Here is a 13496-nt window from a genome sequence, read left to right as displayed (position 1 = left end):
CCACTGCCGGCGGCCGACCGATGCGAGCGGGCATCGGCCGGCCGCCGGCTCCTGTACGGCGGGCGTTAGCGTATGCGTATGCCGACAGAGAAGCCCGAGGTGTCCGCCCACGTCCCGGCCCCGGCGGTGTGCCCCCGCTGCGGGGCCACGGGGCCGTCGGTGCGCACGGTCCCCGACGCCTGCGCCGATCCCGACTCCCGGCGCTCCGGTCTGTCCGACCGGCTCGCGAAGTCCCCGGGGGCGCATTCGAGGTTCGACAGCTTCACGCACTTCCTGGAGGGCATGGTCCTCGCCGGCATCGGCGCGGGCCTCGCCTACAGCGGTGTACAGAACGACAAACCCCTCTACACGGTCGGCGGCGCGGTCCTCGCCGTCCTCCTCTTCGCCGGCACCCTCTGGGTGATCCGCGGCGAGTCCCGTGAACGCGCCACCGTCACGGCGGGCGGACCCCGCGCCGAAGCCCTCTGGCGGCCCGCCCACCACTGTGCCTCCTGCGACCGCGTCTTCTACCCCGGTGGCAGCCCGTGGCCCGGCCCCCTGACGACGGACCAGTTCCGGAAGTACGTCTGGACCGAGGCCGGCTTCGAGCAGCACATGGACGCGAGACTGGCCGAGGTGGAACTTCCGCCCCGTGACCTCGCCCACCCCACGCACCCCGCCCACCCCACGCACTCCGCCCACCCCACGCACTCCGCCGGACCCGCCGACCCGAGGGGCACCCACGGCCATGCCTGACGCCCCTGTCGTCCACAGCGACGACCCGGCCTCCTTCCCGCACAGCGTCCTCGCCGAACGGCACCCCGCCCTCCTGCGCAAGGTCCGGGACGCCACGCCCTACGGCCCCGAACAGCGCCACGCCCTGGACGAGTTGCTGCACAACACGCTCCACGGCACCGTCGAACCACCGGCGGACGACGACTGGTGGGACACCTGGAACGTACGCCGCCACGCCGGCCGCTCCTGGTTCACCCTCCCCTTCCTCGTCGCCGAGAGCTGCTTCTACCGCCAACTCCTGCGCGCGGTCGGCTACTTCGGCCCCGGCCCCTGGCAGGGCGTCGACCCGTTCCGCCCCTTCAAGCTCGCCGAACTGGACACCCCCGAAGCGGCCGCCGAACTCGCCGCCCTCGGCCCCCTGTCGAGCCGGCCCGCCCCGGACCAGCTCAAGGCGCTCCTCCACGGCTCCCTCTGGGGCAACCGCGCGGACCTGGGCTTCCGCCTCCAGACCGAGGGGGACGGCGAGGCCACCGCCGCGTCCCCCCTGGTGGCGGACGACACCGAGCCACTGCTCTCCCTGCTGACGGACGGGACCGGAGCCCTGGCCGGGCGCACCCTCTGCCTGGTCGCCGACAACGCGGGCCGGGAACTGATCCCCGACCTCCTCCTCGTCGACCATCTCCTCGCCCACGGCCATTTCGCCCGGGCCGTCCTGCACCTCAAGCCGTACCCGTACTTCGTCTCGGACGCCACCACCGCCGACACCCTCGACGCGGTGCACCACCTGGTCGCGGCGAAGACCGACGCGGGACACCGCCTCCACGCCGCCCTCACCGAGGGCCGCCTGACCCTGCGCACCCATCCCTTCTCCTGCGCACCCCTGCCCTACGCGGACATGCCGCCCGACCTCCACGACGACTTCGCCTCCGCCGACCTCACCCTGATGAAGGGCGACCTCAACTACCGCCGCCTGGTGGGCGACCGCCTCTGGCCCCCCACCACCCCCTTCACCGAGGCCACCTCCTACTTCCCCGCCCCGGTGGCAGCCCTGCGCACCCTCAAGTCCGACGTCATCACCGGCCTGACCCCCGAAACGGAAACGGCCCTCGTGGCCACCGAGGGACAGCGCTGGCGCACGAGCGGGACGAGAGCGCTGATCCAGGTCCGGGTCTGACGGCGCCGTGGCTCCCGCCTCCGGGTGGTCCCTCGCTGCGCGGCGCGCTCGGACTCACGTCCGGATTCACGCGATGGTGTGATCATGTGCCTCTGTCCGGATGCCCGCCGCAGGCCACGGGTAGGGCCCGGCCATGACGCAGCCGTTCGTACTCCCGCACTTCTACATGCCGTATCCCGCGCGGCTGAACCCCCACCTCGAAGAGGCCCGTGCTCATTCCTCCGGGTGGGCGCGGGAGATGGGCATGCTGGAGGGCTCCGGTGTGTGGGGCCAGGCGGACCTGGACGCGCACGACTACGGCCTGCTGTGCGCGTACACCCATCCCGACTGCGACGGTCCGGCGCTCTCGCTCATCACCGACTGGTACGTGTGGGTGTTCTTCTTCGACGACCACTTCCTGGAACTCTTCAAGCGGCCCCAGGACCGCCCCGGAGGCAAGGCCCACCTCGACCGGCTCCCGCTGTTCATGCCGCTGGACCTCTCCACCCCCGTGCCCGAGCCGCGGAACCCGGTGGAGGCGGGTCTCGCCGACCTCTGGGCCCGTACGGTGCCGTCGATGTCGATGGACTGGCGCCGCCGCTTCGCCGTCGCGACCGAGCACCTGCTCAACGAGTCGATGTGGGAGCTGTCCAACATCAACGAGGGCCGGATCGCCAACCCGGTCGAGTACATCGAGATGCGCCGCAAGGTCGGCGGCGCCCCCTGGTCGGCCGGGCTGGTCGAGTACGCGACCTGCGAAGTCCCGTCCTCCGTCGCGGAGTCCAGGCCCCTGAGGGTCCTGATGGAGACCTTCTCCGACGCCGTCCATCTGCGCAACGACCTGTTCTCGTACCAGCGTGAGGTCGAGGACGAGGGCGAGAACAGCAACGGCGTGCTCGTCCTGGAGACCTTCTTCGGCTGCGGCACCCAGCAGGCCGCCGAGACGGTCAACGACATCCTCACCTCCCGGCTGCACCAGTTCGAGAACACCGCGCTCACCGAAGTCCCCGGAATCGCCCTGGAGAAGGGCCTCACCCCGGCCGAGACCGCCGCCGTCGCGGCGTACACGAAGGGCCTCCAGGACTGGCAGTCCGGCGGCCACGAGTGGCACATGCGCTCCAGCCGCTACATGAACGAAGGGGCCATCGCCGCGCGCGGCCCGCTCGACCTAGGCGGCACGGTCCTCTCCGGCCCCGCCCTGGTCGCCCGGGCCGGGTTCGGCACGTCCGCCGCCGACGTGGGGGCACTGCTCGCGACCGCCGCCGCGGAACGGCTGCGGGCGCACACGCATCAGCCGTACCAGAAGGTCGGACCGTCGCGACTGCCGGACTTCTTCATGCCCTTCCAGGTGGAACTCTCCCCGCACCTGGACGGCGCCCGCCCCCGCCTCACCGCCTGGGCGCACGCGACGGGCATCCTCGGCGAGGGCGTCTGGGACGAGGAGCGGCTCGCCGCCGCCGACCTGCCGCTCTGCTCGGCCGGCCTCGACCCGGACGCCACCCCCGAGCAACTCGACCTCAGCTCCCAGTGGCTTGCCTGGGGCACTTACGGCGACGACTACTACCCCCTGGTCTTCGGCCACCGCCGCGACCTCGCCGCCGCCCGGCTGACCACGGCCCGGCTCTCCGACTGCATGCCCGTCGAGGGCGAGCCGGTCCCCGTCCCGGTGAACGGCATGGAACGGGGCCTGATCGACCTCTGGGCGCGGACGACGGCGGGGATGACCCCGGACCAGCGGCGCGGCCTGAAGGCATCCGTCGACAAGATGACGGAGAGCTGGGTGTGGGAGGTGTTCAACCAGATCCAGCACCGTGTCCCCGACCCGGTCGACTATCTGGAGATGCGCCGCGCCACCTTCGGCTCCGACCTGACCCTCAGCATGTGCCGGATGGGCCACGGCCCGCAGATCCCGGAGGCGGTCTACCGCAGCGGCCCCGTCCGTTCACTGGAGAACGCGGCGATCGACTACGCCTGCCTCGTCAACGACGTCTTCTCCTACCAGAAGGAGATCGAGTACGAGGGCGAGGTCCACAACGCGATCCTCGTCGTGCAGAACTTCTTCGGCTGCGACTACCCGACCGCGCTCGGTGTGATCCACGATCTCATGACCCAGCGCATGCAGCAGTTCCAGCACGTCGTGGCCCATGAACTCCCCATTGTCTACGACGACTTCGGGCTGTCGGACGAGGCGCGCGGCATCATGGGCGGCTATGTGACCGACCTGCGGAACTGGCTGTCCGGCATCCTCAACTGGCACCGGGCGGTGGACCGTTACAAGCCGGAGTTCCTGGCCCGCCGGGCCCACGGCTTCGTCCCGGACCGGCCGCCGGTCCTGTCCTTCGCGCCGGCGCACGCGGGCTGAGCCCCACCGGGTCGGGCCGGGGCCGAGCCCCGACGGTCAGGCCGCGTGGGGCGCCACCGCCCGGGTCGCGTGCTCGACCGCGGCCCGGGCGAACGCCCGCAGGACCGGGTGCGGCCGGCTGCCGTCGCCGGCCAGCTCCGGCTGGAAGAGCGTCGCCAGGAAGAAGGGGTGGCCGGGCAGTTCGGCGATCCGGACGTGCCCGTCCTCGTCGTGCCCCGAATACCGCAGGCCGTGCGCGCGCAGGGTGTCGAGGTGACGGGTCGGCCCGTACGCGCAGAAGTACCGTTCCACCGACCGCTCGGTGTTCATCACGGACTGCGCGAGCGAACCGGGCTCGACGACGACCGTCGCCTCGTGCCCGATCAGGGAACACGCGAGCGGTTCGATGAGGAAGTCCTCGGCTCCCGGGTCGCTCTCGGCGTGCGCGACCCGGGTGAGCCCGCACACATGCCGGGCGTACTCCAGCAGCGCGTGCTGGAAACCGCCGCACGTCCCCAGGAACGGGATGCCCTCCTCCCGAGCCGTCCGGATCGCGGACAGTACTCCGGCCTCGCTGCGGTACGGGCTGCCCGGCACCACCCACACCGCGTCGAAGCCCCGCACGGCCCCCGGGGCGGCGGCGGCGTCCTCCGAAGGGATCCAGTACGCGTCGAGGACGAGCCGGTCGCGCCCGGCGAGGGCGTCCAGGAGCAGCGGAACGCGGCTGTGGGAGACGACATCGGGGGAGCGGTCGCCGACCAGGGCGATCCGCGCGATGCGGGCGGGAGCGGAAGGGACGGGCCGAGCGGTGTCGTTCGTCATGCCCGTCATCCTCGGCGCGCCCCCGACTTCACGTCCAACGATGATCTCTGCATCCCCGATAAGCGTCACTGATGGGCGGGCGGGTGATCCACCTGCGCGATCCTGTCCGCCATGGATCCGCATCTGCTGCGCACGTACGTCACCGTGGCCCGGCTCGCCTCCTTCTCCGAGGCGGCCCGCGAGCTGGGCTACACCCAGTCCGCGGTGTCCCAGCACATCGCCGCGCTGGAGCAGGACCTCGGGGCCCCGCTGCTGACCCGGCGCCCCGTCCTGCCCACGGCCGCGGGCGAGCGGCTCCTCGAACACGCCGGCCCCCTGCTGCTGCGCCTGGACGCGGCCCGCGCCGACGTCGTACGGATGGCGACCGCCCCCGAGCACGGGCTGACGCTGGCGGCGACCCCGACGGCACTCGGCCCCCGGACGGTCGCCGCGCTGCCCGCCGCCGGGGTGACCCTGCGGACCCTGGCCCGCGACGACATCCCGGCGGCCGTCGCCACCGGCGCGGCCGACCTCGGCCTGGTCGACGGGCTCGCCGCCCCCAGCGACCCCCTCCGGCTCCCCGACGTGGCGCCCCTGACCACCCGGGGCGTCGGCGAGGAGGCCGTCTGCGTGCTGCTCCCCGCGGGTCACCCCCTCGCCGGCCGCCCCGGACTCCGCCTCACCGACCTCGTCGACGCCCGGTGGCTCGACGCCCCCGCCGCGGGCCTCCCCCTGGACCGGCTCCGCGCCGCGAGCGGCACCGGCGGCGTCCGCACCGCCCTGCGCTACGAGGGCACCGACCTGCGTACCCTCACGACCCTCGCCGCCGCCGGCCACGGCCTGACCGTCCTGCCCCGCGGCTTCGCCGCCGACGTCCCCGGCGCGGTCGCCGTCCCGCTGGTCGGACCGCGCCTCGTGCACCGCACGGAGATCGTGTACGGCGGCACGCCCGGGGGAGCCGCCGCGGCCCTGGTCCGGGAGCTGACCCGGCCGCAGCCGGTTGCGGGGCCGATGTGACGGGGTGTCAGTCTCACTCTTTCGTGGCTCGTCGGGCCGGGACGGCCCGGGTAGATGTCCGGCCGGAGGTGGCGACACCATGGAACAGACCGCGTTGAGACCCAAACCCCTGCCGGGCCGGGAGCCCGGTGACGACCGTCCGTCCGGCACCGCCCGGCGCCCGCACGCCGCACCCCGCCGCGCCCGGCAACGACTGATCACCCTGCTGTTCGCCCTGGTCATCTGTGTGGCCCTCGTCCTGTCGGGCGTGGGGCTCGGCACGATGGGCGCCACCGTGATCGGTATGAGCCGACTCGCGGAGCTGCGGGCGGACGCGCAGGAGGCCGCCGCCCGGTCCGACGGCGGCCGGTCCCGGCCGGGACCTGTCTCCTCGACCCCCGGACAGGGGAGTTCGCTGCCCGCGAGCCCCGTGGCCGCCGTGCGCCCCGCCCTCGGTGTCGACGTCGTCGACGCCCCCGCGGACGCCCGCGGCCGAGGGGCGCTCGTGGCCGGGGTCCATGTGCCCGGCGCCGGCCACCGCGCGGGCCTGGTCCGCGGCGATGTCGTGCTGGCCCTGGGCGGCACCCGGACCGGCACGGCGGCCGACCTCGCGCGGGCGATCGCCGCCGCCCGCCCCGGTACGGCGCTCAGGCTCGCCGTACGCCACGCGAACGGCACCCGGCAGGACCTGGTGGCCGTACCGGGAGTGACCACCTGACCGTGGCGCGTCGCCCGGACAGGGGCCCACGGGGCCGGATCGCGCCCGAGAACCGAGGCCGGGCCTCAACGACAGCGGACGCCATGACGCAATCGGGCTCGCGTGCGCGGCGGCGGAGGGGCAGGATGCTGCCCGTAGGTCCAGGGAGCCCCGAGCAGACGGAGGCAAGGATGACCGGCCCGCCCCCGCCCTTCACCGCCGACGACCACCGGGCCCGCATGCGGCGCGCGGCACGGGCCGCCGCGGACGCCGGGCTCGACGGACTGCTGATCGCGCCCGGCCCGGACCTGGTGTGGCTGACCGGGCACCGCCCGCCGGAGACCGAGCGCCTGACGATGCTGGTGCTGCGCGACGGCGAGGACCCCGTGCTGGTGGTGCCCACGCTGGAGGCCCCGGACGCCGCCGGGGCACCCGGCGGGGCCGCGCTCACGCTCCGCGACTGGACCGACGGCAAGGACCCCTACGAGGCGGTCCACTCCGTCCTGGGGCCGCGCGGCCACTTCGGTGTCAGCGACAACACCTGGGCGCTGCACCTGCTCGGTCTGCGACGGCGGCTGCCCGGGACGACTTACACCGCGCTCACCGAGGCCCTGCCGATGCTGCGGGCCGTGAAGGACGCGGCCGAGCTGCGGCGGATGGCGGCGGCGGGCGAGGCCGCGGACCGGGCGTACGAGGAGATCCAGCAGGTGCCCTTCGCCGGGCGCCGGGAGGCCGAGGTCGCGGCCGACCTCGCCGGGCTGCTGCGTCGGTTCGGGCACTCCCAGGTCAACTTCACCATCGTCGCCTCCGGCCCGAACGGCGCCAACCCGCACCACGAGGCCGGCGACCGCGTCATCCGCGACGGCGACATGGTCGTCCTCGACTTCGGCGGCCTCAAGGACGGCTACGGCTCCGACACCTCCCGGACCGTCCACGTCGGCGAACCGTCCGCCGAGGAGCGTGAGGTGCACGACCTCGTACGGGCCGCGCAGGAGGCCGGGTTCCGCGCGGTACGGCCCGGCGCGGCCTGCCAGGACGTCGACCGGGCCGCCCGCGCCGTCATCACCGACGCCGGGTACGGCGACCGCTTCGTCCACCGCACCGGGCACGGCATCGGCGTCACCACCCATGAACCGCCGTACATGGTCGAGGGGGAGGAGCGCCCCCTCGTGCCAGGCATGTGCTTCTCGGTCGAACCCGGTGTCTATCTGCCGGGCCGGTTCGGGGTCCGGATCGAGGACATCGTGACGGTCACCGAGGACGGCGGCCGACGCCTCAACAACACCGCGCGCGAGATGGCGGTGGTCGAGTGACCGAGCGCGTACCCTCGCTGCTCTGAGCCCCCGGACGACGGCGCGACCATGACCCAGGCACCGACACCCACCGCGGACAGCGTCCGCCTGCTGGTCCGTTCCCTGCTGCGGAACGGGGCGGGCCGGAGCGGCGGCGAGCGCTCCGACGGACCCGACGTACGGCCCGTCGCCGGGGACGACCCGCACCGCACCTGGTGGGTCGGCACCCGCCATGTGCTGCGCCTGACGACCGACCGCCACGCCGTCGTACGGCAGAAGCGCGAGCTGCGGCTGCGGGACCTGGTGCGTCCGCACATCGGCGTGGCCGTCCCGGTGAGCGTCGCGCACGGGGAGTGGTCCGGTGCTCTCACCTACACGCTCGACACCAGACTGCCGGGCGGCTCGGCCGAGGACCACGACGTGTCCGCGGTGGGCGAGGCCGATCTGGCGGCGCTCCTCACGGGTCTGCGCGAGGTGCCGCCGCGGCAGGCCGAGGCGCTCGGGGTACCGCGGCTCGCCCCGCGCTCGCTGGAGACGTTGCGTACGGCGGCGGGGCGGGCGGCGCGGGTCCTCGCCGAGGCGGACGAGTTCGACGCGGGGCGGCTCGGGCAGCTGACCTCCGGGAGCGCCGCGCAGCTGACGGCGCCGGGGGCGGTGCTGGTCCACCACGGGCTGACGGGCGACCACCTCGTGGTGAGCGCGGACGGCCGGGTCCGTGGGGTCCTCGGCTGGAGCGACACGGCCGTCGGTGACCCCGCCGAGGACATCGCCGGGCTCGCCACGGCCGTGGGTTCCCCGGCCGCCGTCCGCGCGGCCACCCTCGCGGGGTACGGTGCCCGGCCCTGTCTGCGTGGTCTCTGGCTGGCCCGCTGCGACACGGTCATCGCTCTCGCGGAGGGCCTGCGGGGCCGGGGCCGGGCCCCGCTCCCGGTCCTCCGCCACCGCCTGCGGCGCACCTGGGAGGCGATCCTGCTGGAGAGGGTGACGGATCTGCGGGGCGAGGACTGACGGGACCCTGTCCTGCCGCCGGGTGCCGTGCTCACGCCACCGTCAGCACCACGCACGACTCCCCGCCCAGGGTCAGCACCCCGTCCGCGCCCGGTGCCGCCACCGGGTCCCAGGACGCCAGTACCCGGGCGTGCGGGACCCCGACCGGAATCGAGGCGGTCTCCTTGCCCAGGTTCAGTGCCACGCGCACGTCACCCCGCCGGAAGCCGAACCACCGGGCCTCCTCGTCGTAGGCGACCTTGACGTCGGAGAGATCGGGGTCGGACAGGTCGGGGAAGGTGCGGCGGAGGGTGACGAGGGTGCGGTACCAGGCCAGCATCCGGGCGTGCGGCTCGCGCGCCGGCTCGGACCAGTCGAGGCAGGAGCGGTCGCGGGTCGCCGGGTCCTGGGGGTCGGGCACGTCCTCCTCGGCCCACCCGTGCGCCGCGAACTCCCGGCGCCGCCCCCGCCGTACCGCCTCCGCGAGTTCCGGATCGGTGTGGTCCGTGAAGAACTGCCAGGGGGTGGAGGCCGCCCACTCCTCGCCCATGAAGAGCATGGGGGTGAAGGGGCCCGCGAGGACGAGCGCGGCCGCGCAGGCCAGCAGGCCGGGGGAGAGGGTCGCGGCGAGGCGGTCCCCCTCGGCGCGGTTGCCGATCTGGTCGTGGGTCTGGGTGTAGCCCAGCAGCCGGTGCGCGGACAGGCTCGTACGGTCCAGGGGGCGGCCGTGGCGGCGCTCCCGGAAGGACGAGTACGAGCCGTCGTGGAAGTAGCCGCCCGTCAGGGTCTTCGCCAGACCCGCCAGACCGGCCCGCGCGAAGTCCTCGTAGTAGCCCTGCTCCTCACCGGTCAGGGTGGTGTGCAGGGTGTGGTGGAAGTCGTCGTTCCACTGGGCGTGCAGCCCGAGCCCGCCCTGCGCGCGGGGGGTGACCAGACGCGGGTCGTTCAGGTCCGACTCGGCGATCAGGAACAGCGGGCGGTCCACCTGCTCGGCGAGCGCGTCGACGGCCGTCGACAGCTCCTCCAGGAAGTGCAGGGCACGGGTGTCCTTGAGCGCGTGCACCGCGTCCAGCCGCAGTCCGTCGAGGCGGTAGTCGCGCAGCCAGGCGAGCGCGCTCTCCAGGAAGTACGCCCGCACCTCGTCCGAGCCGGGCGCGTCCAGGTTGACCGCCGCGCCCCAGGGCGTGTGGTGCCGCTCGGTGAAGTACGGGCCGAAGACGGGCAGGTAGTTGCCGGAGGGGCCCAGATGGTTGTGCACGACGTCGAGCACGACCCCGAGGCCCAGCTCGTGCGCCGCGTCCACGAACCGCTTCAGCGCCTCGGGACCGCCGTACGGCTCGTGCACGGCCCACAGCGAGACGCCCTCGTAACCCCAGCCGTGCGTCCCCGGGAACGGGCACAGCGGCATCAACTCCACGTGTGTGACGCCCAGTTCGACCAGATGCGCGAGGCGCCCGGCGGCCGCGTCCAGAGTGCCCTCGGGGGTGTAGGTGCCGATGTGCAGCTCGTACAGCACCGCGCCCGGCAGCCCGCGCCCGGACCACGCGGCGCGCCACGCGTACCGCCCGTGGTCGACGACCGCGCTCGGTCCGTCGGGGCCGTCGGGCTGCCGGCGCGAGCGTGGATCGGGCAGGACCGGGCCGTCGTCGACGGCGAAGCCGTAGCGCGTGCCGTCCGATCCCTCCGCCTCGACCGTCCACCACCCCGGCCGCCCGGGATCGCGCTCCATCGCGTGTGTCGCGCCCTCACGGTGGAGCGTCGAACGGTCGGCCTGCGGTGCCCACACCTCGAACTGCACGGAACGCTTCTCCCTCGGCTGCCGGTGGTCCTTCTGGGTAGTCAGGGGCCGAGCCGCTCCGGGACGTACCCACACGTGCCGGAACCGCTCGCCTCCATCGTGCGCCAAACGGGATCTCCGCGCGGTCGGATCGCCGCTTTCGCCCCGTGAGTCGCACCACCGGTCAGGCATGTGTCCGGGGATGGTCACCGTTTACGGCTTGTCTGGACACCCCAGGCCCCCCTGACCGACAATCACACGCGTGACGTCGTCCTTCGAGTTCCACACGTACCCCGCGCGACTGTCGGACGCCGAGCGCGACCGCGCGCTGAGGGCGCTCCGTGACGGCGTCGCCCTCGGCCGTCTGTCGCACGACACGTTCATCCGGCGGATGGAGCTGGCGCTCACCGCCCGCCGCTCCGACGAACTCGCCGTGCTCGTCGCCGACCTGCCCGTCGAGAAGCGCTGGTCCCGGCTGGTGCTCGGCACCGTCGGAGCGGTCTCCGGTTTCGGTGTGAAGCTGCGCCGGGCCTGGCAGGCCGAGCGGCTCCCCAAGCTCCAGCTGCCGCACCCCGGGAGGGAGCACGCCCTGCGCATCGGCCGAGACCCCGGCAGCGGTCTTCGGCTCAGCCACGAGACGGTCTCCCGGGTGCACGCCGAGCTGAGCCGCCAGGGCGGCCTGTGGATCCTGCGCGACCTCGGCTCCACCAACGGCACCACCGTCAACGGCCGTCGGGTGATCGGCGCGGCCGTCGTCCGTGACGGCGATCAGGTCAGTTTCGGCCGCATGAACTTCCGTCTCTCCTCGGAATGACCTTCCGACCGATCCCACGGCAAAGCTCTGGCCTGGGATTTACGCAGCGAGTTTGTCAACTTCCCTTCCCTTCCAGGGTGTTGACGTGCGTTCTCGGCCGTGACTGACTGTGTGTACACCATGCACACCAGGTGAACCGACGGCACCACATTCGTGGAGGTGTGTGCCCTGCCGCCACTCCTCCGCTATCCGACCGTGGACGAGTTGTCCGCCCGTGCGGCGGCCCTCGTCGACCGGCATCCGCACCGCGCCCGACTGCGCCGCGTGGGCACCTCACGGGCGGGCACCCCGATGTGGCTGCTGTCCGTCGGACGGGGCGGCCGCCACACCCTCGTCGTCGCCGGCCCGCACGCCAACGAGCCGGTGGGCGGGGCCACCGTCCTCCGGCTCGCCGAACGGGTTCTGGCCGACCCCCGGTTGAGCGAGGGCGCCGACACCACCTGGAACCTGCTGCTGAGCCTCGACCCCGACGGCTCCCGCCGCAACGAGGGCTGGCTGTCCGGCCCGTACACCCTCGGGCACCACTTCCGGCACTTCTTCCGCCCCGGTTTCCTGGAGCAGCCCGAATGGCTGCCCGACGGCGCCGCCGGCGCCGTCATGCCCGAGACCCGCGCCCTGCTCGACCTCCAGGACGAACTGCGGCCCTTCTTCCAGTGCTCCCTGCACGGCGTCGACGTCGGCGGTGGCTTCGTCGAGCTGACCCGTGACCTGCCGGGCCTCGACCGGCGCGTCGCGTGCGCCGCGGCCCGTCTCGGCATCCCGCGCGAGCTGAGCCCGTACGACACCCTGTACTGGCCCCGCCTCGGCACCGCCGTCTACCGCATCCCGCCCCCGCGCCGCGGCGACCTCGCCGCCGCCATCACCGAGGCCGCCGTCGAGTCGACCTGGTACCACCCCCACCGCTACGGCACGGTCACCGCCGTCGTCGAGGCACCCATGTGGGGCGTGAGCGCCGTCGAGGACGCCTCCCCGTCGCCCGACGCCGACGCCGTGCTGCGCCGTGTCAGCCGCGCGCTGCGCCGCGACACCCGCCTTCTGGAGGGCATCCTCGGCCGCGTCCGCACCTCGGTGGGCGGCGGCCCGGACGCCGCCCGGTTCCTCGCCCCGGTCGACGACTACCTCCTGGTCGGGCCGGGCCTCGCCGACTCCTGGGACCCCGACGTCCACGACGGCGCCGCCCGGCCGCTGCCCCCGCTCGACACCGCCCGCCTCACCACCCTCGCCATCTCCGGCCGCCGGGTCGCCCTGCGCACCGCCGGGCTGCTGCACCAGCTGGTGACCCGCGCCGGACGCGACCCGGCGGACGCGCTGCCCGAGCTGGACCGGCTCGTCGAGGAGTGGTGCGCCGACTACCGCGACGGCTACCGGGCGCGCTGGATCCCCGTGGCCCGCCAGGCGGAGTACCAGACCCGCGTGGTCCTCGCCGCGTTCGACCTGGCGGCCGGGCGCCCGGACGGCTCCCGTTCGGGTGAGCCGGGATGGAGTTCCGAGCCCGCCGTGCCGATGCACCGGGAATGACGAACCCCACCCGCGCGGTACGCGCCGGCCTGCTCGCCGCCCTCGCCCTCCTCAGCGTCGCCGCCTCGGCCCCCGGCCGGGCGACCGCCGTCCAGGGCGACTGGCTCTACGTCTCCCTCACCCGCGGCGACGCCCGCTCCTCCGACACCCGGGGCACCCTGCTCCTGTGCGACCCGCCCCAGGGCCACGGCCGCGCCGCCGAGGCCTGCGCGGAACTCCGCCGCTTCGACGGCGACATCGCCCGCATCCCCCACCGGCCCACCCTCTGCACCCAGATGTACGCCCCCGTCCGCGCCACCGCCGAGGGCCAGTGGAACGGCCGACAGGTCGCCTACGAACGGACCTTCGCCAACGCGTGCGTGATGGCGGCCCGCACGGGAGCGGTGTTCGCCCTGTCGGACTGACC

General features: G+C 73.9%; 12 protein-coding genes. 10 read left to right on the top strand and 2 right to left on the bottom strand.

What is annotated here, in order from left to right:
• Positions 1-78 precede the first annotated feature (78 nt).
• The 3 genes from ACWCRJ_RS21625 (at position 79) to cyc2 (ending at position 4229) form a co-directional block, all read left to right on the top strand.
• Complete coding sequence (locus ACWCRJ_RS21625; protein ID WP_450940796.1) at positions 79-735, top strand: hypothetical protein; 657 nt, start codon at positions 79-81, stop codon at positions 733-735.
• Entirely contained in the window at positions 728-1888 is a 1161-nt protein-coding gene (locus ACWCRJ_RS21620; RefSeq protein ID WP_450940795.1) for a damage-control phosphatase ARMT1 family protein, read from the top strand. Before ACWCRJ_RS21625 ends, ACWCRJ_RS21620 begins: the two co-directional genes overlap by 8 nt.
• A 133-nt stretch (positions 1889-2021) precedes the next feature.
• Positions 2022-4229 carry a germacradienol/geosmin synthase Cyc2 gene (gene cyc2 / locus ACWCRJ_RS21615; RefSeq protein ID WP_450940794.1) on the top strand — a complete coding sequence of 736 codons (2208 nt, stop codon included), beginning with the start codon at positions 2022-2024 and terminating at the stop codon, positions 4227-4229.
• A 36-nt stretch (positions 4230-4265) separates the two neighbouring features.
• On the opposite strand, the gene ACWCRJ_RS21610 is transcribed toward cyc2, so the two are convergent.
• A complete protein-coding gene (locus ACWCRJ_RS21610) occupies positions 4266-5030 on the bottom strand; it encodes a CTP synthase C-terminal region-related (seleno)protein (RefSeq protein WP_450940793.1) in 765 nt (254 codons plus the stop codon).
• Positions 5031-5141: 111 nt separating this feature from the next.
• Between ACWCRJ_RS21610 and ACWCRJ_RS21605 the strand changes: the two genes are divergently transcribed.
• The 4 genes from ACWCRJ_RS21605 to ACWCRJ_RS21590 all read left to right on the top strand — a co-directional run bounded on the left by ACWCRJ_RS21605 (position 5142) and on the right by ACWCRJ_RS21590 (position 9002).
• The gene (locus ACWCRJ_RS21605) at positions 5142-6026 is read left to right on the top strand and encodes a LysR family transcriptional regulator (RefSeq protein WP_450940792.1); all 885 of its coding nucleotides are present in this window, start codon (positions 5142-5144) and stop codon (positions 6024-6026) included.
• Positions 6027-6105: 79 nt separating this feature from the next.
• A complete protein-coding gene (locus ACWCRJ_RS21600) occupies positions 6106-6723 on the top strand; it encodes a PDZ domain-containing protein (protein WP_450940791.1) in 618 nt (205 codons plus the stop codon).
• A 170-nt stretch (positions 6724-6893) separates the two neighbouring features.
• The gene (locus tag ACWCRJ_RS21595) at positions 6894-8015 is read left to right on the top strand and encodes a M24 family metallopeptidase (protein WP_450940790.1); all 1122 of its coding nucleotides are present in this window, start codon (positions 6894-6896) and stop codon (positions 8013-8015) included.
• A gap of 48 nt (positions 8016-8063) precedes the next feature.
• The gene (locus tag ACWCRJ_RS21590; RefSeq protein WP_450940789.1) at positions 8064-9002 is read left to right on the top strand and encodes an aminoglycoside phosphotransferase family protein; all 939 of its coding nucleotides are present in this window, start codon (positions 8064-8066) and stop codon (positions 9000-9002) included.
• 31 nt (positions 9003-9033) lie between these two features.
• On the opposite strand, the gene treZ is transcribed toward ACWCRJ_RS21590, so the two are convergent.
• The gene (gene treZ / locus ACWCRJ_RS21585; protein WP_450940788.1) at positions 9034-10779 is read right to left on the bottom strand and encodes a malto-oligosyltrehalose trehalohydrolase; all 1746 of its coding nucleotides are present in this window, start codon (positions 10777-10779) and stop codon (positions 9034-9036) included.
• Positions 10780-11020: 241 nt separating this feature from the next.
• Here treZ and ACWCRJ_RS21580 point away from each other — a divergent pair, with 241 nt between their 5' ends.
• From ACWCRJ_RS21580 to ACWCRJ_RS21570, 3 genes are all read left to right on the top strand, one after another.
• The gene (locus ACWCRJ_RS21580) at positions 11021-11572 is read left to right on the top strand and encodes a DUF1707 and FHA domain-containing protein (protein ID WP_046918062.1); all 552 of its coding nucleotides are present in this window, start codon (positions 11021-11023) and stop codon (positions 11570-11572) included.
• 195 nt (positions 11573-11767) lie between these two features.
• On the top strand, positions 11768-13090 hold the full coding sequence (locus tag ACWCRJ_RS21575) for a M14 family zinc carboxypeptidase (RefSeq protein WP_450940787.1): 1323 nt from the start codon (positions 11768-11770) through the stop codon (positions 13088-13090).
• Positions 13087-13494, top strand: a complete 408-nt coding sequence (locus ACWCRJ_RS21570; protein WP_450940786.1) for an SSI family serine proteinase inhibitor — start codon at positions 13087-13089, stop codon at positions 13492-13494. Before ACWCRJ_RS21575 ends, ACWCRJ_RS21570 begins: the two co-directional genes overlap by 4 nt.
• Positions 13495-13496: the final 2 nt, after the last annotated feature.

It is taken from the genome of Streptomyces sp. NPDC002324 (assembly GCF_053593335.1).
This window is presented reverse-complemented; position numbering and strand designations above follow the sequence as displayed.

Bases quoted from the DNA above. Each gene is read 5' to 3' on its own strand.
- ACWCRJ_RS21595 (WP_450940790.1), top strand. From the start codon at position 6,894: ATGACCGGCCCGCCCCCGCCCTTCACCGCCGACGACCACCGGGCCCGC.
- ACWCRJ_RS21625 (WP_450940796.1), top strand. From the start codon at position 79: ATGCCGACAGAGAAGCCCGAGGTGTCCGCCCACGTCCCGGCCCCGGCG.
- ACWCRJ_RS21600 (WP_450940791.1), top strand. From the start codon at position 6,106: ATGGAACAGACCGCGTTGAGACCCAAACCCCTGCCGGGCCGGGAGCCC.
- ACWCRJ_RS21610 (WP_450940793.1), bottom strand. From the start codon at position 5,030: ATGACGAACGACACCGCTCGGCCCGTCCCTTCCGCTCCCGCCCGCATC.
- cyc2 (WP_450940794.1), top strand. From the start codon at position 2,022: ATGACGCAGCCGTTCGTACTCCCGCACTTCTACATGCCGTATCCCGCG.
- ACWCRJ_RS21620 (WP_450940795.1), top strand. From the start codon at position 728: ATGCCTGACGCCCCTGTCGTCCACAGCGACGACCCGGCCTCCTTCCCG.
- ACWCRJ_RS21570 (WP_450940786.1), top strand. From the start codon at position 13,087: ATGACGAACCCCACCCGCGCGGTACGCGCCGGCCTGCTCGCCGCCCTC.
- ACWCRJ_RS21605 (WP_450940792.1), top strand. From the start codon at position 5,142: ATGGATCCGCATCTGCTGCGCACGTACGTCACCGTGGCCCGGCTCGCC.
- ACWCRJ_RS21590 (WP_450940789.1), top strand. From the start codon at position 8,064: ATGACCCAGGCACCGACACCCACCGCGGACAGCGTCCGCCTGCTGGTC.